We start from the raw sequence: 18,802 nt of genomic DNA, 5'->3' as shown, positions 1-18,802 counted from the left end.
TCAAAATGACGTAAATGAAGAGTAGAATTATAAAAAAAATAGGTGTGCTCACATCTGGCGGTGATGCTCCGGGTATGAATGCTGCCATAAGAGCAATTGTTCGAACGTGTACTTATCACCATGTTGAATGTATTGGCATTTTTAGGGGGTTTCAAGGATTGGTAGAGGGGGATTTTGAACCTTTTGGTCCGAGAGATGTTAATTATATAATTAACAAAGGAGGGACTATTTTAAAAACAGCCAGATCTGAAACTTTCAAAACTGCTGAAGGCAGGAAAAAAGCTTATGAAAATCTAAAAAAAGAAGCTGTAGATGCTTTGATCGTTATTGGTGGAGACGGAAGTTTTACAGGAGCAATGATATTGAGCAAAGAATTTGATATTCCTGTTATGGGAATTCCCGGCACGATAGACAACGATATTCGGGGTACAAGTCACACTATTGGTTTTGATACCGCTTTAAATACGGTGATAGATGCAGTTGACAAAATAAGGGATACAGCAAGCTCACACAAGCGTTTGTTTTTTGTAGAAGTAATGGGGCGCGATGCGGGACACATCGCTTTGAATGCCGGAATTGGAGCAGGAGCGGAGGAAATATTGATTCCTGAAGAAAATTTAGGAATGGACAGATTGCTGGAATCTCTAAAAAAGAGTAAAAAATCCGGAAAATCGTCGAGTATTGTTTTAGTGGCAGAAGGAGAAAAACTTGGAAAAAATGTTTTCGAATTAGGAGAATATGTAGAACAGAATCTTCCTGAATATGAAGTAAGAGTATCTGTATTAGGACATATGCAGAGAGGAGGAGCTCCTTCTTGTTTTGACCGTGTTCTGGCAAGCCGTTTAAGTGTAAAAGCTGTCGAAACATTACTGGAAGGGAAAAAAAATTATATGGTAGGGCTGATTAACGATAAGGTTGAGCTGACTCCGCTGGAACAAGCTGTCAAAGGACACTCTCCTATAGATATGGAATTGCTGAGAGTTTCAGATATTATATCAATTTAATAAATTAAGACGTAACAAAATATGAAAACAAGAATAGGAATCAATGGCTTTGGAAGAATAGGAAGATTAATGCTGCGAGAAGCCGTTAAAAGAAACAATGTCGAAATAGTAGGTGTCAATGACCTAATGGAAGTAGATCAGTTGGCATACTTATTAAAGTACGATTCTGTTCACGGTCGTTTTAGGGGTGAGGTTGAAGTACAAAACGGGAATTTAATTGTCAATGGTAAAACGATTCGCGTTACAGCTGAAAAAGATCCGGTTTTATTGAAGTGGGATGAAGTTCAGGCAGATATTATTGCAGATTGTACCGGAATTTTTAAGGATTTATCTGGTGCACAAAAACACATAGATGCAGGAGCCAAAAAAGTGCTTATTTCATCTCCTTCTCCTGATGCTCCAATGTTTGTTTTGGGAGTAAATGACAAACAGTTACAGGTAACTGATACTATTGTGTCAAATGCTTCCTGTACAACAAATTGTTTAGCGCCTTTAGCCAAAGTACTGGACGATGAATTTGGTATTGTGGAAGGATTGATGACCACTATACACGCTGTTACTGCTTCTCAGCTAACCGTAGACGGAGCTTCTAAAAAAGATTACAGAGGAGGAAGATCCGCAATGAATAATATTATTCCGGCATCTACAGGAGCTGCCAAAGCAGTAGGAAAAGTAATTCCAAGTTTGAAGGGAAAACTTACGGGAATGTCCATGCGCGTACCTACAGCAGATGTATCTGCGGTTGATTTAACAGTTAAGTTGAGCAAACAAACGTCATATGAAGAAGTAATGAAAGTACTGAAGAAAGCTAGTGAAAACGAATTAAAAGGGATCATGGCATACACAGAAGATGATGTAGTTTCACAAGATTTTATTTCGGATCCACATACTTGTATTATCGATGCTAAAGCGGGGATGGGATTGAACAGTACTTTTTTTAAAATTGTAGCTTGGTATGATAATGAGTACGGATATTCGTGTAAAATGGTGGATCTGGGAATACTAATGAACAGCCTAAAATAATGAAGATAATCGTAGATAGCGGTTCTACTAAAGCAGATTGGATTTTTTTTAATGAAGACAATACCGTTCTAACATCGGTAACGAGTTTGGGATTAAATCCGGAAGTCATTACACCTGAAGAAATTTTTGTAAGGGTAAATACAGTTCTGGATATTTTAAAATATCGGCATAAAGTAAAACAACTTTATTTTTATGGTTCCGGATGCGGGTCAGACAGAACAAAAAATATCATCCTCAAATTTTTGAAAAACTACTTTGTTAATTGTAGTGATATTCACGTACACGAAGATACTTATGCAGCAATATATGCCACGATTAAAAAAGGCAGTCGAGGCATTGTGTGCATCAATGGGACAGGTTCCAATGTTTCTTATTTTGATGGAGAAAGAATCTATCAGCGAATAGAATCTTTGGGGTATATGGCTATGGATGATTGCAGCGGAAGTGCATTTGGTCGCTTAATGGTTAAAGAGTACTTCTTAAAAATAATGCCTGCTAATTTGGCTGAATTGTTCAAAAAAAAGTACGATGTCGATGCTGACGTTATTAAATATAACTTTTACAAAAAGGAAAACCCAAATGCTTATTTGGCTTCTTTTTTACCCTTTTTAATTGAACACAGAAAGCATTCGTATTTTGAAAAGATGATAGAAAAGCAAATACAGTATTTTGTTGATTATTATATAAAGAGTAATCCTGAATACAAGGATACAGAAGTGCATTTTGTAGGGTCTGTAGCCTATTTTTTACAGGAAAATTTTATAAAGATATTAAGTGATAATAATATAAGAGTGGGGAAAATTATTCAAAAACCTTTAGATGGTTTAATTGAATATCACAAATAAAATAGATTATGGAAATAGCAATTATTGCGCATGATGCTAAAAAGAGAGAAATGCTCGATTTTATAAAAAAAAACAGAGCTATATTATCTTCTGAAAAAATACATTTGATTGCAACCGGAACAACTGGGAGTATGGCTCAGGAGGAGGGGTTTAATGTACAGCGAATGCTATCGGGACCATTGGGCGGGGACGCTCAGATAGCGGCAAGAGTAGCTGAGGAAAAAACCCAAATGGTACTTTTTTTTAAGGATCCTCTAGGAAAACATCCTCATGAGCCTGATATCAATATGCTTTTAAGAGTTTGTGATGTACATAATGTGCCTTTAGCAACAAACGAAGCCTCCGCTCAGTTATTGCTAAATAATTTAAAGTAGTTCTCTATTTTAAAATCATATATTAAAAAAATCAATGTGATTTTTATTAGAGAAAAGAAATATAGAAGTTAAAAAATGAAAATCAGTTCTAAATAATTTCTTCATATTTTATGTCTTTTGACTCTTAAAAAAATATAGTTATTTCCAAAAAAATATGCTTTGACTGTAATTATATTCTAATATGTTGCTGAATAAATACAAGAATAATACAAATTGGGGAAAGAGTTATTTTTAATTTTTTTATTTTTTCAGATATTTTAAAAGTTAAAATCATTGTTTAGCGTTTTTATCTGTAATATCTTTTGTAAATATGCGTTCTTATTGAAACAAAACCATAAACTTATTTATGAAAGCATATTCATTGAACGAAATTAATGAGGTATTAAACGGTATAATTGTCGGAAGTACTCTAAAAAAAATTAAAGCTGCAGAACAGCTTGAAAAAGCTGAAGAATGGCAAATATCTTTTATTGGCAATAAAAAATATGAGCGTCTATGGGAGAACTCAAAAGCTTGTGTAGCTATTGTCAATCAAAATATTTCTATTTTACCGGGGAAAGACAGAGCTTTTATCAAAGTAGATAATGTAGATTTGGCAATGTCTCAGCTTTTAACATTTTTTGCTCCCAAAATGCCTGTGTTTGATTTAGCCATACATCCTATGGCAAGTGTAGATGATACTGCAACAATAGGAAAAGGAACCAAAATAGGAGCAGGTTGTTACATTGGCAAAAATGTAATTATAGGCGAAAATGTACTGCTGTATTCAAATGTGACAATACTTGATGATGCGGTAATAGGCAATAATTCTGTATTGTGGTCAGGTGCTGTCGTGAGAGAGCGTTGTCAGATTGGCGAGGATTGTATTTTACATCCCAATGCAGTAATAGGGGCCGATGGCTTTGGATTTTGCCCTTCTCCTGAAAAGGGTTTAGTAAAGATTCCGCAAATTGGTAATGTGATTATAGGAAATCAGGTTGAAATAGGTGCCAACTCTTGTGTTGACAGAGGGAAATTTAGTGCTACAATTATAGGGGATGGCTGTAAAATTGATAACCTCGTACAAATTGGTCATAATTGTGTTTTGGGTAAATATTGTATTATGGCAGGAAATAGCGGATTGGCAGGGTCAGTTACTTTGGGTAATTTTGTTGTAATTGGTGGAAGTGCATCTATAAAAGATCATGTTACAATAGGTGATGGTGCAGTAGTAGGAGCAGGGTCGGGCGTTACAGGAGATGTTGAAGCCGGTAAAACGGTATTGGGATACCCGGCAGCAGAAGCAAAAAGTACATTAAGACAATGGGCTGCTTTAAAACAATTGGTTAAAAACTATAATACCAAACTGCAATAGCAGTTAATAATCTTCTCTTTTTACAGAGATTTAGATTTCTGTAAAAAGAGTTTAAAAGTAAGTTTTATCTTATATTTTTTCTTTTATTAGATATGGGTGTATATTATAAAAGGATATAAATGCAATAAACAAAAAGTGTGTATATAGTGGGGTGAAAATTTTGGTAATCTTATTTCAATTGTTAAATTTATTAATTTGAATGCTACGGTGGTGAGTTAGAAAATCTATATAATGTTAATAAAAGAATGTATTTACGAAAAATTAGTACTGCATAGTTTTTTTATAAAAGTATCCAAATCAATGTCTTTTGTAAGTCCTAACTTTTGTTTTAGACGGTATTTTGTTACGCTAACGGTTTTGGGGTCAACGTTGGAGATAATTGCTATTTGCGAATTATCCATATTCATATAAATGTAAGCAGCATATTTTATATCAAGATTAGTTAATTTAGTTGTTGCAATATCATTCAGTTTTTTAAAGAAATTAGGATGAACTTCTTTTATAATATCTTGAATATTATTCAGATCTTTATCAATAAGCTGTTCGTTTTTAAAGTATATATTTAAGTTTAAATCTTTATTGTTTTTTATATTTTCTTTTAGCTCATCTAAGAATTTATTCTTTTGATCTAATCGAATTGATTGAGCTAATAATTGTTCCTTATAGTGTTCTTGTTTCAAGTCTGAAATTTCTTTTTCCATTTGTAAACGTGCTTTTTCAGACTTAAGAAGTTGCGTTCGTTGTTGATTTAGTTTTCGCCTGTTATAAATTGTATAGGCTAAAAGTAGGCAACTGATGCTTGTAAGAGAAATGATTAAGATATAAACTTTTCTTTTTTGTTCGTGTTTTTTTGTAATGCTAATTTCTCATCATTATAAATAAGATATGTAGCGCTATATATGTTTTGGTCACTTAGCCTACTGTTTAATTTATTATGAATGTTTTTTTCTAAATAAAATAAAGCGCTATCTGTTTTATGCTGTTTTGCATAAGCCATACCAAGCAACTCTTCGGTAGTGTAAAAAGTAGTTTTACTAGCACTAGGATTGTTTTTTAATTCATTGACTGCTTTTCTATAATCTTCTTTTTTAATGTAATATAAACCTTTCACCCCTCTTAAACCTTCATTAACAGCCGATCGAAACTTTTTTTCTGGAATTAAATAGGTGTTGTTTTGTGCTATTTCTATGTATTTTCGTGCAGAATCCATTTTATTGGTCAACAAAAAAATTTCAGCCATATTAATACCGCTTGCTAATCTATTTACAATATCTGATGAAGTATAAGATTTGTAATAGTTGGTTAATGCCAAGTCGTATTTTTTAAGTTCAAGATAAATATTTCCAATATTAATGTAAGCTCTGTCGATAAGCATTATGGCTGTTTTTTGATCTTTAATTTGATTCGCATATTCTATTACTAATTTGAATTTTTTTTCAGCTTCGTCATATGAATGAGCATTTACTAAAATAAAGCCTTTTATCATATTAATTCGAGCTAATATTTCAGGGTTGTTTTGGGCGTGTTTTTCTGCAAGGATTAGATACTTTATTCCTTCGTTTGAATTGGATAATTCATAATAGCAATTCGCAACTCCTATATAGGCATTTGATAAACCTTGATCATAATTTATTTGTTGCGCTTTTTGAGCAACATTTTTATACCCCTCAAGGGCTTCATTTACTTTTCTATCACTAAATAAATTACGTGCCTCATTTTGCATACGATCTATTTGTGTAGGTGATAATGTATCGGAATTATTTTTCTTGCCACAACTAACCAGTAAAGAAAGGAGAATAACAAATAAGGCAATATGTTTTGTTTTTTTCTTCAAAGTGTTTTTAATTAAATTATGGATATATATTTCTTACAAAAGTATCGAAATTAATGTCTTTTGTAAGTCCTGATTTTTATTTTAGACAGTATTTTTTACGCTAACTGTTTTGGGGTCAATGTTGGAGATACTTGCTATTTGCGAATTATCCATATTCATATAAATGTAAGCAGCGTATTTTATATCGAGATTAGTTAATTTAGTCACTGCAATATCATTCAGTTTTTTAAAGAAATTAGTATGAAATTCTTTTATAATATTTTGAATGGTATTTAGATCTTTATCCATAAGCTGTTCGTTTTTAAAGTGTGTAATTAAGTTGAAATCTTTATTGTTTTTGATGTGTATATCCACAAAAACTTTGTCTAATTCATTATGGGTTTATTCTGCAATTTTTTTTGATTTTTCGATAGCTTTTTACTGGTCGTATTCGCATATTCATAATATTTAGAAATGTATATAACCTATAATTTGACTTGATTTTTCATCTGATGATTGCAGAAAAATTAGTTTCAATATAATTTTTAGCATCATCTAATTTGTAACTAAAAAAAGCGCATAAACTTCTTGTTGTTGTTTATCCTGATTGCTTTGACAAAACATAAAAATTGGAGTTACAAATAAAATGAAGAATAATAAATGTTTTAACATATTGATTAAGGCTTGCTATTAAAAAACTTTTCATGATTTATAAAGATAGAGTTATTTCTTTTTAGAAAAAAAATGAAAGAACCGAATAAAACGGAAGAAATATATGTTTAGTAAACTGATTTATAGGTGTTTATTTTTCTTGTATATATTTTGTATAGACGTTTTTTCTTTATGTAATTGTTTTGTAAATGCATGAAAAGAACTATTTAAAATTTATTAACAGACTTTTGCTTTGTACAAATATTACAAAAACGAGTATCTAAAAACCCCATTTAAATAGACATTATTAAAGTTGTTTTTGAAGAGATACAAACTACTAATAGAGGTTTTTAACAACAAAAAAATATTTAATAAAGCAGACGCATGAGATACATTAACAAATCTCAGAAATATTCTTAATACAAATTATAAAGTGTATGAAAATAAAAGTTCCTTGAAAAATACAAACTGTTTTTTAAAGCTGAAAAATTACCACCAATATAATTAGGTATGTATGTAAAAATAAAAATTGAAAAAAGATTAAACTATGAAAAAAATTATTTTAGTAGGTTTAAGCATTTTGTCGCTTAATGCATTTGCTCAAATAGGTGTGAATACACCTAATCCACAAGGAGTTTTTCATTTAGATGGTAAATCGTCTCCAGTAACCACCAATCCAAATACAGGAACGCCTACAGCAACACAACTTGAAGATGATGTTGTGATTAAGAGTACTGGAGCAGTGGGTATTGGTACCACTCCAAATGATTATGCAATGTTGGATGTAGCTGCATCGGATAAAGGTATCCTTATTCCAAGAGTTAGTCTTACAAGTAGCACTATGGATATACAAGGAGGTGATGGATCTAGTCAACCTACTGGTTTAATGGTTTACAACAATGGTACAACACTACCTAAAGGTTATTACTTTTGGAATGGTTCTACATGGATGTCAATCGACAGTACCAATTCTATCGCTCCACAAGTTAATTCAATTACATGTAGCTCAGCTGTTTTATCTCCCTCTGCTTGGAAAGCAGGAGTACCTTATGAAGGAAACTTAAAAATTAGTTATTCTGGTGGTAACGGAGGTGCCTATTCAGAAGGTAATCCTATTACTATTAATGGGTTAACATTTGTACTAAGACCTGGTAAATTAGAATATGGTGCAGGTGAATTAGTGTTCTCGGTAACAGGTACACCAGTTAATACATCAGATATGATATTGCCTATTAATTCTACTATCGTGCCTTTTCTTACAGCAGCTCAGCAATGTGATGCAAGAATTATGAATCAAACAACGGCAGATATTAAAGTACTAGCTTCCATGGGTTCTGCTGTTTATGATGATATTTCTGATAGTTATGTTTTTCCATTGTCAACACCAGATGGTAGATATCGTGTAAGAGTACGTATTGCAACACCTGATCCTACTAAACGAGGAAGATCAGATGTACAACTTTTTAATAATACAGGTTCTGCTCAAACATTAATTTGGAATTATTCAACTGATTATGGTGGACTTATAGTTCTTACATCAAGTGATTTGGCTGTTCCAGCAAATGTTTGGGGTGGAACTAATTCAAGTGGTGCTAATAGTTGGAAGGATTCAGGAACAGGTAATAACACTGATGGATTTTGGGGTGATCCAGATATTAATAACGCAGTAGGTAGTGGACCTGAGTATAGAAGATATACTTGGACTGATTATAATAGTAATGTTATGTATACTGCTTATGTGATGTTGGCATCTAAGAGTGGTGGATCGGTATATCCAACAAATGATACTAAAATATATATAAAAATAGAACAAGTAACCGCGCTTTAGTAAAAAATAGAAGAATTGATGCTATAGATAGATTGCTTGGCTCTCTTTATCTAGTGTTATAGTTATTAATATAAAATAGAAAATTTAAAATTGAATTAAAAATAGATTTATTAATTACTCCGATAGAGAAATCTTAAGGTATCTAAAAACAGAAAAATGAGAAAAATTACATTAATTGCTGCCTTATTAGGTTCAGCATATTTCGCACAGGCTCAGGTGGGTATTAATACCGATGCACCAAAAACATCTGCCTATTTAGATGTAGAAGCTACCGATAAAGGTATTTTAATACCACGTGTTGCCTTAAGATCAACAGATGTTTTTGCACCAATTACAGGCGATAAAGAGCAAAGTTTATTAATTTTTAATACAGAAACTGCTGGTACAGGAGCCACTGCCGTAAAACCAGGATTTTATTACTGGAGAATACCTGCTACAGGACCGTCTTTTTGGGAACGCGTTGCTTCGGGTACGGATTTAAAAGACTTAATTGGTTCAGCTAGTGCGGATATGACAAAAATTTTAGAGCTGTTAAAAGAAGCTTACCCTTCGAATAATTTAGTAGATCCTGCAAACGATGGACCTACTCATGGAGGAGGAATGGTTTATGAACCGGGTGATGGTACACCGACAAATCCTGCAAAAATTACGTATGTGTATTATGACAATACGACAAATACCTATGTAAAACAGGATATTACGAATGATTTTTCGCAAATAATTGCCGCTGCTGAAAGCAAAACTTTATTGGTGAAAAATGCTAAATATCAATATTACGTTTCTGAAACGTATTTGGTAGCAAACAATGGTACGGTACCAGATCAAACAGTAGTAGATACTTGGACAGATACTACATTTCCTGCAGGTGTATATTATATCGATGTTATTGGTGGTGTTGTAAATAACTTCAGCGAATTAGTTTCCAATAACCAAGTTACAGTTGGTGGAAACACATATAATTCAATTCAAGAGTACATTGAAAATATTTCTCAGGATGCAATGCAAGATGGTGTTACTAGAATTATTATTGACCAAACAACAGGTGAAGCTACTTTTCAAACTTGGGATAGTACATCTAATCAATGGATCAATGTTAATAATAGTTCATTCAGTGAAATTGTAAGAGACAACGAAACCGTAACTACTTTAACAAAAGAAGGAACAGTTGGTGCTGTAGGTGATGAAATTAAATATACTTATGTAAGCGAAGATAACACAGCTACCGTAATTACATTAACAGCCGACGTTTTAAATTCTATCACGAATAATGAAAATGTAAAAAACGAAATCAGCAAAATTATAAACGCTGGAGGTAATGTTTATTATGGAGATCATGATGGTGATGTAAACACTCCGGATGTTTTTTATACCATTGATGCAAGCGGTAATAAAGTAGCAATTAATATTTCATCGACTGTTGTAAATACGATCATTAATGCTTCGCAAGAGCAAATCAATCAAATCAAAAATGTCTTAGGTGATGTAATCACTAACAGTTCAAACACTTCTGTTTTCACTGGCGATACCTATGTGGACAACGGGGTAACTTATTATGTGTACAAAGGGGAGTTTGAAACTACTGTTACTGCGAATACTGCAAGAACTACTGGCATCACTTTAGACCAAGATGCTCATAAAATCTTATTTATCAATTTAGATTATGGCACAGGCATGGTAGCTCCTGTAACAGATGTGGTAGTTACCGGAACAAGTGTAACTTTAAAAATTGGTGTTGGAAAAAACTATAATGTAATCGCTACTACAGATACAGCTGCAACAGTAATAGTAGAATTTGCTTCAACTGTTAAGCCAGCAGGTATATAAATAAAATTTTCTGTGATACAAAGAGGTAATCTTTGTATCATAGAAATAAGTAAAACACTTCAATAATACAATCATGAAAAAAATAATATTTATTGCAGCTTTATTAGGGACTGTGTATTTCGCACAGGCACAAATAGCTGTTGGAACGCCGCAACCAAAAACATCTGCCTATTTAGATGTAGAAGCTACCGATAAAGGTATTTTAATACCACGTGTTGCCTTAAGATCAACAGATGCTTTTGCACCAATTACGGGTGATCAAGAGCAAAGTTTATTAGTATTCAATACCGAAAAATCTGCCGCGGGAGCAACTGCAGTAACTCCTGGTTTTTACTATTGGAGAACTCCAGATATGGGTGCAGCCTATTGGGAACGGGTAGCTTCGGCAACCGATTTAAAAGAATTAATAGGTACAGTTGATACCGATATAGTTTCTGTTTTAGAATTGTTAAAAACGGCTTACCCATCAAATAATTTAGATGGAACATCAACAGGTGGCGACGCTTTAGGCGGAGGAATGGTTTATGAACCAGGTGATGCAACAACTCCTGCAAAAATTACGTATGTGTATTATGACAGTACGACAAATAAATATGTAAAGAAAGACATTACTTCAGATTTTGAACAAATAATCGCCGATGCCGAAAGCAAAACTTTGTTAGTTAAAAATGCAAAGTATCAATATTACGTTTCTGAAACGTATTTGGTAGCAGACAATGGTATGGTACCAGATCAAACAGTAGTAGATACTTGGACAGATACTACATTTCCTGCAGGTGTATATTATATTGATGTTATTGGTGGTGTTGTAAATAACTTTAGCGAATTAGTTACCAATAATCAAGTTACAGTTGGTGGAAACACATATAATTCAATTCAAGAGTATATTGAAAATATTTCTCAGGATGCAATGCAAGATGGTGTTACTAGAATTATTATTGACCAAACAACAGGTGAAGCTACTTTTCAAACTTGGGATAGTACATCCAATCAATGGATCAATGTTAATAATAGTTCATTCAGTGAAATTGTAAGAGACAACGAAACCGTAACTACTTTAACAAAAGAAGGAACAACTGGTGCTGTAGGTAATGAAATTAAATATACTTATGTAAGCGAAGATAACACAACTACCGTAATTACATTAACAGCCGATGTGTTGAGTTCTATAACAAACAACGAAAATATCAAAAACGAAATTTCGAAGATAATCAACACTGGTGGTAATGTATATTTTGGAGATCATGATAGTGATGTAAACACTCCGGATGTTTTTTATACCATTGATGCAAGCGGTAATAAAGTAGCAATTAATATTTCATCGACTGTTGTAAATACGATCATTAATGCTTCGCAAGAGCAAATCAATCAAATCAAAAATGTGTTAGGTGATGTAATCACTAACACTTCAAACACTTCTGTTTTCACTGGCGATACCTATGTGGACAACGGGGTAACTTATTATGTGTACAAAGGGGAGTTTGAAACTACTGTTATTGCGAATACTGCAAGAACTACTGGCATCACTTTAGACCAAGATGCTCATAAAATCTTATTTATCAATTTAGATTATGGCACAGGCATGGTAGCTCCTGTAAACGATGTTACAGTTGCTGGAACAAGTTTAGGTTTTAACATTGGCATAGGGCATACTTATCATGTGATCGATATCACAAAAGACGTAGACGCGAAGGCAATTGTAGAATTTGCATCCAGTACTAAACCTTCTGGGATACAATAATTTATCATCTACCAAAGAAATTAATTTTTGGTAGATGATTTTTCAATAAATCTGCAATTAAACAGATTTAACAGCTGTCATTATGAACAATAAAATTAATATAATGAAAAGATCCATATATAATGACTATTCTTTTTTAACAACACTATTATTGCTTTTGGGCGTGCAAATAATGTATGCCCAAAACGATATTAAACAACTTGTTAATCAAGGAAAAATGTATGTCTCATCTGGCACACTGATTTCCACCAATTTTGATTTTGAAAACAAAAAAGACGGTATTGTTTTTAACAACGGATTTTTTCATTTTTTCAAGAATTATCAAAACAACGGCTTGTTTACATACACCAATACAAAAAAAACAGGTACCACTTTGTTTACGGGACAAAGTCCGCAATTAATTGCAGGAGTAAATCCATCAAAACATTACAATGTAGTTTTTAACAATGCTTCAACACAATATCCTTTTGAGTTAAACAGCGATATGATCATTAACGGAACGGGAGATTTTACACATGGAATCGTAAAGATTAATAAAGATTCCGGAGGACAGATGTTTTTTGGTAACGGTGCAATTTCGGCAAATACAAACGATGCAAGTTATGCAGAAGGGATTGTTGAAAAAGAGGGAAACAACGCGTTTACCTATCCTATCGGTAAATCGGGTTATTATCGTTTAGCTGGTATTTCTGCGCCTTCGAATGTTGCAGATCAGTATATGGGAGAATACTTCTTAGCTCCGACAAATACCGATGCACATCCTCATAAAAATAAAACGGGTATTATTGAGTTGATTGACGAGAGAGAATACTGGACGATCGCACCGTCAAAAAGCACTAAAGAGTCTGTCATCGTAACTTTATCATGGGATAACCATACGACTCCGCAAGACCTAATAGCCGAACCTCAGAATTTGCACATTGTACGCTGGGATGCAGCCCAAGGTTTATGGGTAGATGAAGGAGGAATAGTAGACGAATCAAACAATACGGTAACCACACCATTGAATGTAGTTGGCTTCGGTATTTTTACTCTGGGAACGATCAAAGAGAAATTCCTGAATCCAGGAGATGTGGTGATATACAACGGTGTAACACCTAATAACGACGGAATGAACGATTACTTAATCATCGATAACATCCAATACTTCCCAAACAACCACGTAAGTATTTACAACCGTTGGGGACGCAAGGTATACGAAACAAAAAGCTATAACAGCAAAGGAAATGTCTTTAATGGTTATGCAGAAGGTGTAAATGTTTTTGGTAAAGGAGAACCGCTTCCATCGGGAACTTATTATTATGTAGTGGAATACTTATACGATCGCGACGGACAAAACCAGTGGATCAAAAAAGTGGGCTACCTTCATTTGGAAAACAATAATTAAAACTGAGAAGCAATGAAAAGAGAAAAAATCATATTGGCTTTGTTGGCTTTAACAAGCTTCTCAGCCATGTCACAACAAGATCCGCAGTACACGCAGTACATGTACAATACCACTAACATCAATCCTGCATATGCAGGCAGCAGAGAATCACTGAGCATCTTCGGAATACACCGCACACAATGGTTAGGATTGGACGGAGCGCCTCAAACAAACACTTTTTCGATTAACACTCCCATCAGCGATAGCCAAGTAGGTTTGGGCGTTAATTTTATTAATGACAAATTAGGTGTGATGGATGAAAATACAATAAGTATCGATTTCTCATATACTTTAGATTTAGGTAGACACTATAACAAAAACAAACTGAGTTTTGGATTAAAAGGATCTGCCAATATATTAAATGTAGCGTATTCGAAGTTGTTAACTTATAACCCGAACGATCCGCGTTTTGCACAGGATATTAGTGGGGAATTCACACCGAATATCGGAGCAGGTGTCTACTGGCATAACGATCGCACGTATTTTGGATTTTCGATTCCGAATTTTTTGGAAACAACGCGTTACGATGACAATGTTCAAACTACAATGCGTCAAAGTATGCACTATTATTTTATTGGAGGACATGTGTTTGATTTGAATCCTACGTTGAAATTCAAACCGGCTTTTTTATTAAAAGCCGTCAAAGGATCACCTTTACATGCGGATATTACCGCAAACTTCTTGATTCACGATAAATTTACCTTAGGAGTATCCTATCGTTGGGATGCAGCTTGGAGTGCCTTGGCAGGATTTCAGATCACCGACGGCTTGTTTATCGGTTATAGTTACGACAGCGACATCAAAGCGCTTAAGAACTACAACAACGGCTCGCACGAGATCTTTTTACGATTTGAATTGTTTAACAAGTACCGTCGCGTGAATTCGCCACGTTTCTTTTAAAATGAGCTCAAGATGAAAAAAGTAATTATGAAAATAATATTGTTCATTATTTTGATGATAGGAACAATGACAGCGCAGGCGCAGGCAGGCTTGAAAAAGGCAAACGAGCAGTACGAACAATGGGCTTATGTAGACGCTTTGAATATCTATGAAAAGATTTTTAAACGCGGTTTTACAAGTCAGGAGCTTTTAGAGCATTTAGGTAACGCTTATTATTTCAATGCAAACTACGCTAGCGCATACAAACACTATGAACGTCTGTTTACGCAGTATGAAAATGAGGACCTTGAGTCGGAATATTACTACCGCTATGCTCAAACTTTACAACATATGGGAATGGAAGCGGAAGCTAAAGCCTATTATGACGCATTTACCCAAAAAGTAGGAAGCGAAAGCCAGATTGCAAAAGTTCGTTTAAACGAAGTGGCGCTTAAAAAGCAGATTCGGGAGAACTCCGGACGTTACGATAAGGTCATCAACCTACCGATCAATACGCCTTTTGCCGATTACGGAAGTTTTGTACACGACAACAAATTGTACTTTACCAGTGCACGTGATACAGGAAGCTTGTCTAAAAAAGTGCATACCTGGACAGGAGCAGCTTTTACGAGCTTATACGAATATCCATTGCAGGCAGATGAAAAAGGCAAACAAAAAGTGAAGCGTTTAAAAGGCGATGTAAAAAGTATTTTAAACGAATCGACCACGGTAATTACTAAAGACGGAAATACCATGTACTTTACGCGAAACAATATGAAGTCGGGTAAACGCGGATACGATCAAGACCAAAATACTTTGCTTAAAATCTACCGTGCCACGCTTGAAAACGGGCAGTGGAGTAATGTAGAAGAGCTATCGATTAACGCAGATGGTTTCAGTACGGCGCATCCGAGCTTAAGCAAAGACGAGCGGACGCTGTATTTTGCGAGTGATCGCCCAGGCGGATACGGAAAATCGGATTTATGGAAAGTAAGTCTTAACGGCAGTACCTTGGGAGTTCCTCAGAACTTAGGACCTGATATCAATACTGAAGCCCGAGAAACATTTCCTCATATCAATGGAAACGATGAGTTGTATTTTTCAAGCGACGGTCGTGTCGGATTAGGAGGATTGGATGTATATGGTGTAAAAGTAAGACCTGACGGAAGTTTTGGAGAAGTTCATAATGTAGGTGAACCAATCAACTCAAACTCGGACGATTTTGCTTACTATATCGATTACAATACTAAAGAAGGCTTCTTTTCGAGCAATAGAACCGGAGGAAATGGTAACGATGATCTTTATGGATTTTTGGAAACTAAAGCACTTCCTTTAGAATGTATTCAAAGTTTACGTGTAATGGTTGCCGACAGTAAAACCCGCAACCTTATTGCAGATGCTACCGTAACTTTATACGACAATCTGTATAACGAAAAAGGAACAAGTAGTCAATCAACAAACGAAGGTTACATATTTAATACCGATTATGAATGCGGTGCTACGTATCGTTTAAAAGTAGAAAAGGAAAACTACATCATAAAAGAAGAGACGTTTACTCTTGGAACCAAAACAGGTATAACGGAAGAGATTATTTTTCTAGAAAGTACGAAAATAGAAGTGAAGAAAAACGATGATTTGTTTAAAGTATTGAAACTAAATCCGATTTACTTCGATTATGATAAAGACAATATCCGTGAAGATGCCGCTTTAGAGTTAGCAAAAGTTGTAGAAGTATTGAGAGAGTATCCGAGAATAAAAATTGATGTACGCTCACATACAGACAGCCGTGGTTCGGATGCTTACAACTTAAAGCTATCACAGAGTAGAGCGAAATCAACTGCAGAATGGATGATGATGCAAGGTATAGATTCTTTGAGAATCACATACAAAGGTTACGGCGAAACACAATTGGTTAATAAATGTAAAAACGGTATAAAATGTTCGGATGCTGAACACGAAGAAAACCGTAGATCAGAGTTTATCGTGTTAGAGTTGTAAATATATAACCAAAGCAAATTTACTTAAAAGAAGAAGATGAGATTTTCTTCCTGTTTTAAGAAAATATTTTTTTGTTGTTAATATTCTTTAAGCATGAAATTTAATTATAAACATATCCATATTGGAGAACTTCTTCGAAATAAAGTAGAGGAAAAAGAAATCGAAAGAGATAGAATTTTAAAATTTTTGAAGATTAAAGATCCTCAATTACGAATGATATATGAATCAAAAAATATAGATACCGATTTACTTTTACGATTCAGTAAACTTTTAGAGTATGATTTTTTTAGAATTTTTTCTCACCATATATTGCTATATGCACCTCCATCATCCATTAACTACGTAAAGCAAGACAAGCCTCAGAAATCAACTCCAAAATTTCGTAAAAATCTTTATACAACTGAAATAATTGAGTTTATTATGGAGTTAGTAGAAAAGGGTGAAATGAAGAATAGTGAAATTATAAATAAATATAATATTCCCAAAACCACGTTATACAAATGGATTAAAAAACATAAAAAATGACAAAGATACCAAATTACAAAAGGATTTATATGGATCTAATCGATAGAAAATATCCAGAAAAACAAGCAATATGTGATTCTATTTTAGCACAAGAAAAATTGAGTTTTATGGATGTAATTAGATTAAACGAAATCATGTTTGAGAAAAATAAAAAAGAAAAATTGTTAAGGGATCATAAATATCGATCTTATGATGAAAAAACGATAATTAAAATTCTAAAATACCAAAAAGAGAATCAGCTAAATAACTCGCAGGTTGCCAATCATTTTAAAATGAGCAGAAATACAATAGCAAATTGGAAAAAGATTTTTTGAGATAAAGAAATTAAAAGAATCCAAATTTTCGACCCATCCTTTGCTGTGGGATATAAAATAAAGCAGCATTAGCCAATGAAGACACCCAACTTAGGTGTCTTCTTTTTTTATTAGAGAAAAGAAATCTGTATCTCCGTTTAGAACTAAAACAAGAGCTTCTCAATATTTTTGATGCAATTATGGATGAAACATACTCAATTTTGTCAAATACAAATAAGAAAGAAGCAATTAAAATTTTATTAGATGATTATTTCTTTGATTATTGGAAAATAACTTAGAAAAATGATCAATTGGGAGAAATGTCTACAGGTAAGGTAAGTTTTGTCATTCTGATGCTGATAGTTGGACTAAGTAAATTTAAATCTCCTATCTTGATAGATTAACCAGAGGATAATCTAGATAATAGATCAATCACAAAAGATTTAGTCAATTATTTGAAAAATAAAAAATTAGAAAGACAAATAATAGTGGTCACTCATAACGCAAATATTGCAGTGAATGCTGATGCTGAAAATGTTATTGTAGCTAATCAAAAAGGTTAAAATGATATAGAGTCTACTAGTCAATATCATTTTGATTATATAAATGGCGCAATTGAAAACACTAAATTAGTTAGTAAAAAAGAAACAGATTTATTGAAATCTATGGGGATTAGAGAACATAACGCAAACATTGTTGAGGTAGGTAAAGCAGCATTTATTTTACGTAAAAAAAATACAGATTTAATGAAAAACAACCTAAAATACTTTTACATGAGCAAATTCGTAATAAAATATAAAAATTAACTTATGCTAATATCTCTAAAAGAACTGCTTATTTAGTTCATACAGGTAATAAAACTGAATATCGACGATATTTTCTAAAAAATGTATCTTTAAAATATTTTATACTCAATAATAAGTACATATACGCCTATATTGTGCTTTAATATAGTGTTTTAAAGATTTACCATATAAAAAAATGTATATCTTAAAGCTAATGTAGACTTTATAGTTTTACAACTATAAATAACAAAGGCACTTATAAGGTGCCTTTGTCTGCACTCTCTTGAGTTGAATTAGTCAATACTTAATCTGACAGTTATAATAAAATTGAATAACTTTAAAACAAGATTAAGTATTATGACTACACAACAAAAAATCATCAAAAACAAGTTGGGCGTGTTAGAATTAGCACAACATTTAGGAAATGTATCTAAGGCTT

16 protein-coding genes and 1 pseudogene are annotated in these 18,802 nt (G+C 33.4%); 14 read left to right on the top strand and 3 right to left on the bottom strand.

Annotated features, from left to right (window positions below; all coding sequences use genetic code 11):
- Nucleotides 1–14 precede the first annotated feature (14 nt).
- From pfkA to lpxD, 5 genes are all read left to right on the top strand, one after another.
- Nucleotides 15–1,004 carry a 6-phosphofructokinase gene (gene pfkA / locus C8P70_RS08510; protein ID WP_133712915.1) on the top strand — a complete coding sequence of 330 codons (990 nt, stop codon included), beginning with the start codon at nucleotides 15–17 and terminating at the stop codon, nucleotides 1,002–1,004.
- Between the two features lie 21 nt (nucleotides 1,005–1,025).
- Nucleotides 1,026–2,027 carry a type I glyceraldehyde-3-phosphate dehydrogenase gene (gene gap, locus C8P70_RS08505; RefSeq protein ID WP_133712914.1) on the top strand — a complete coding sequence of 334 codons (1,002 nt, stop codon included), beginning with the start codon at nucleotides 1,026–1,028 and terminating at the stop codon, nucleotides 2,025–2,027.
- Entirely contained in the window at nucleotides 2,027–2,872 is an 846-nt protein-coding gene (locus C8P70_RS08500; protein WP_133712913.1) for a BadF/BadG/BcrA/BcrD ATPase family protein, read from the top strand. Before gap ends, C8P70_RS08500 begins: the two co-directional genes overlap by 1 nt.
- Before the next feature lie 8 nt (nucleotides 2,873–2,880).
- A complete protein-coding gene (locus tag C8P70_RS08495) occupies nucleotides 2,881–3,246 on the top strand; it encodes a methylglyoxal synthase (protein WP_133712912.1) in 366 nt (121 codons plus the stop codon).
- Nucleotides 3,247–3,592: 346 nt separating this feature from the next.
- On the top strand, nucleotides 3,593–4,600 hold the full coding sequence (lpxD, locus tag C8P70_RS08490) for a UDP-3-O-(3-hydroxymyristoyl)glucosamine N-acyltransferase (RefSeq protein WP_133712911.1): 1,008 nt from the start codon (nucleotides 3,593–3,595) through the stop codon (nucleotides 4,598–4,600).
- Nucleotides 4,601–4,851: 251 nt separating this feature from the next.
- Here lpxD and C8P70_RS08485 read toward each other — a convergent pair whose 3' ends face one another.
- The 3 genes from C8P70_RS08485 to C8P70_RS08475 form a co-directional block, all read right to left on the bottom strand.
- Complete coding sequence (locus C8P70_RS08485) at nucleotides 4,852–5,301, bottom strand: helix-turn-helix transcriptional regulator (protein WP_133712910.1); 450 nt, start codon at nucleotides 5,299–5,301, stop codon at nucleotides 4,852–4,854.
- 113 nt (nucleotides 5,302–5,414) lie between these two features.
- Nucleotides 5,415–6,434, bottom strand: a complete 1,020-nt coding sequence (locus C8P70_RS08480) for a tetratricopeptide repeat protein (protein ID WP_133712909.1) — start codon at nucleotides 6,432–6,434, stop codon at nucleotides 5,415–5,417.
- A gap of 81 nt (nucleotides 6,435–6,515) precedes the next feature.
- Nucleotides 6,516–6,722, bottom strand: coding sequence for a hypothetical protein (locus C8P70_RS08475; RefSeq protein WP_133712908.1), 207 nt, complete (start codon nucleotides 6,720–6,722; stop codon nucleotides 6,516–6,518).
- Between the two features lie 889 nt (nucleotides 6,723–7,611).
- Here C8P70_RS08475 and C8P70_RS08470 point away from each other — a divergent pair.
- The 9 genes and pseudogenes from C8P70_RS08470 to C8P70_RS14250 all read left to right on the top strand — a co-directional run.
- Entirely contained in the window at nucleotides 7,612–8,892 is a 1,281-nt protein-coding gene (locus C8P70_RS08470) for a hypothetical protein (protein WP_133712907.1), read from the top strand.
- Nucleotides 8,893–9,048: 156 nt separating this feature from the next.
- Nucleotides 9,049–10,716 carry a hypothetical protein gene (locus C8P70_RS08465; protein ID WP_133712906.1) on the top strand — a complete coding sequence of 556 codons (1,668 nt, stop codon included), beginning with the start codon at nucleotides 9,049–9,051 and terminating at the stop codon, nucleotides 10,714–10,716.
- A gap of 73 nt (nucleotides 10,717–10,789) precedes the next feature.
- Entirely contained in the window at nucleotides 10,790–12,457 is a 1,668-nt protein-coding gene (locus tag C8P70_RS08460) for a hypothetical protein (RefSeq protein WP_133712905.1), read from the top strand.
- A gap of 103 nt (nucleotides 12,458–12,560) precedes the next feature.
- Nucleotides 12,561–13,844 carry a gliding motility-associated C-terminal domain-containing protein gene (locus C8P70_RS08455; RefSeq protein ID WP_166666202.1) on the top strand — a complete coding sequence of 428 codons (1,284 nt, stop codon included), beginning with the start codon at nucleotides 12,561–12,563 and terminating at the stop codon, nucleotides 13,842–13,844.
- Nucleotides 13,845–13,856: 12 nt separating this feature from the next.
- Complete coding sequence (locus C8P70_RS08450) at nucleotides 13,857–14,783, top strand: PorP/SprF family type IX secretion system membrane protein (protein ID WP_133712903.1); 927 nt, start codon at nucleotides 13,857–13,859, stop codon at nucleotides 14,781–14,783.
- Between the two features lie 12 nt (nucleotides 14,784–14,795).
- Nucleotides 14,796–16,760: an OmpA family protein gene (locus C8P70_RS08445; protein WP_133712902.1), complete on the top strand. Its 1,965-nt coding sequence runs from the start codon at nucleotides 14,796–14,798 to the stop codon at nucleotides 16,758–16,760.
- Between the two features lie 93 nt (nucleotides 16,761–16,853).
- A complete protein-coding gene (locus C8P70_RS08440) occupies nucleotides 16,854–17,285 on the top strand; it encodes a transposase (RefSeq protein ID WP_133712901.1) in 432 nt (143 codons plus the stop codon).
- A complete protein-coding gene (locus C8P70_RS08435; RefSeq protein WP_133712900.1) occupies nucleotides 17,282–17,599 on the top strand; it encodes a helix-turn-helix domain-containing protein in 318 nt (105 codons plus the stop codon). The genes C8P70_RS08440 and C8P70_RS08435 overlap by 4 nt, the downstream gene beginning before the upstream one ends.
- A 167-nt stretch (nucleotides 17,600–17,766) precedes the next feature.
- Nucleotides 17,767–18,384 (top strand): annotated as a pseudogene (locus tag C8P70_RS14250) (TrlF family AAA-like ATPase); the annotation flags it as partial.
- Nucleotides 18,385–18,802 lie beyond the last annotated feature (418 nt).

The sequence above is a fragment of the Myroides indicus genome (genome assembly GCF_004364575.1).
In the GTDB taxonomy this organism is placed as follows: domain Bacteria; phylum Bacteroidota; class Bacteroidia; order Flavobacteriales; family Flavobacteriaceae; genus Flavobacterium; species Flavobacterium indicum_A.
Note: the sequence above shows the minus strand (reverse complement) of the source record. Positions and strands in the feature narration are given on the sequence as shown.

Coding starts and splice junctions, on each gene's coding strand:
- pfkA (WP_133712915.1), top strand. CDS start 15: ATGAAGAGTAGAATTATAAAAAAAATAGGTGTGCTCACATCTGGCGGT.
- gap (WP_133712914.1), top strand. CDS start 1,026: ATGAAAACAAGAATAGGAATCAATGGCTTTGGAAGAATAGGAAGATTA.
- C8P70_RS08500 (WP_133712913.1), top strand. CDS start 2,027: ATGAAGATAATCGTAGATAGCGGTTCTACTAAAGCAGATTGGATTTTT.
- C8P70_RS08495 (WP_133712912.1), top strand. CDS start 2,881: ATGGAAATAGCAATTATTGCGCATGATGCTAAAAAGAGAGAAATGCTC.
- lpxD (WP_133712911.1), top strand. CDS start 3,593: ATGAAAGCATATTCATTGAACGAAATTAATGAGGTATTAAACGGTATA.
- C8P70_RS08485 (WP_133712910.1), bottom strand. CDS start 5,301: ATGGAAAAAGAAATTTCAGACTTGAAACAAGAACACTATAAGGAACAA.
- C8P70_RS08475 (WP_133712908.1), bottom strand. CDS start 6,722: ATGGATAAAGATCTAAATACCATTCAAAATATTATAAAAGAATTTCAT.
- C8P70_RS08470 (WP_133712907.1), top strand. CDS start 7,612: ATGAAAAAAATTATTTTAGTAGGTTTAAGCATTTTGTCGCTTAATGCA.
- C8P70_RS08465 (WP_133712906.1), top strand. CDS start 9,049: ATGAGAAAAATTACATTAATTGCTGCCTTATTAGGTTCAGCATATTTC.
- C8P70_RS08460 (WP_133712905.1), top strand. CDS start 10,790: ATGAAAAAAATAATATTTATTGCAGCTTTATTAGGGACTGTGTATTTC.
- C8P70_RS08455 (WP_166666202.1), top strand. CDS start 12,561: ATGAAAAGATCCATATATAATGACTATTCTTTTTTAACAACACTATTA.
- C8P70_RS08450 (WP_133712903.1), top strand. CDS start 13,857: ATGAAAAGAGAAAAAATCATATTGGCTTTGTTGGCTTTAACAAGCTTC.
- C8P70_RS08445 (WP_133712902.1), top strand. CDS start 14,796: ATGAAAAAAGTAATTATGAAAATAATATTGTTCATTATTTTGATGATA.
- C8P70_RS08440 (WP_133712901.1), top strand. CDS start 16,854: ATGAAATTTAATTATAAACATATCCATATTGGAGAACTTCTTCGAAAT.
- C8P70_RS08435 (WP_133712900.1), top strand. CDS start 17,282: ATGACAAAGATACCAAATTACAAAAGGATTTATATGGATCTAATCGAT.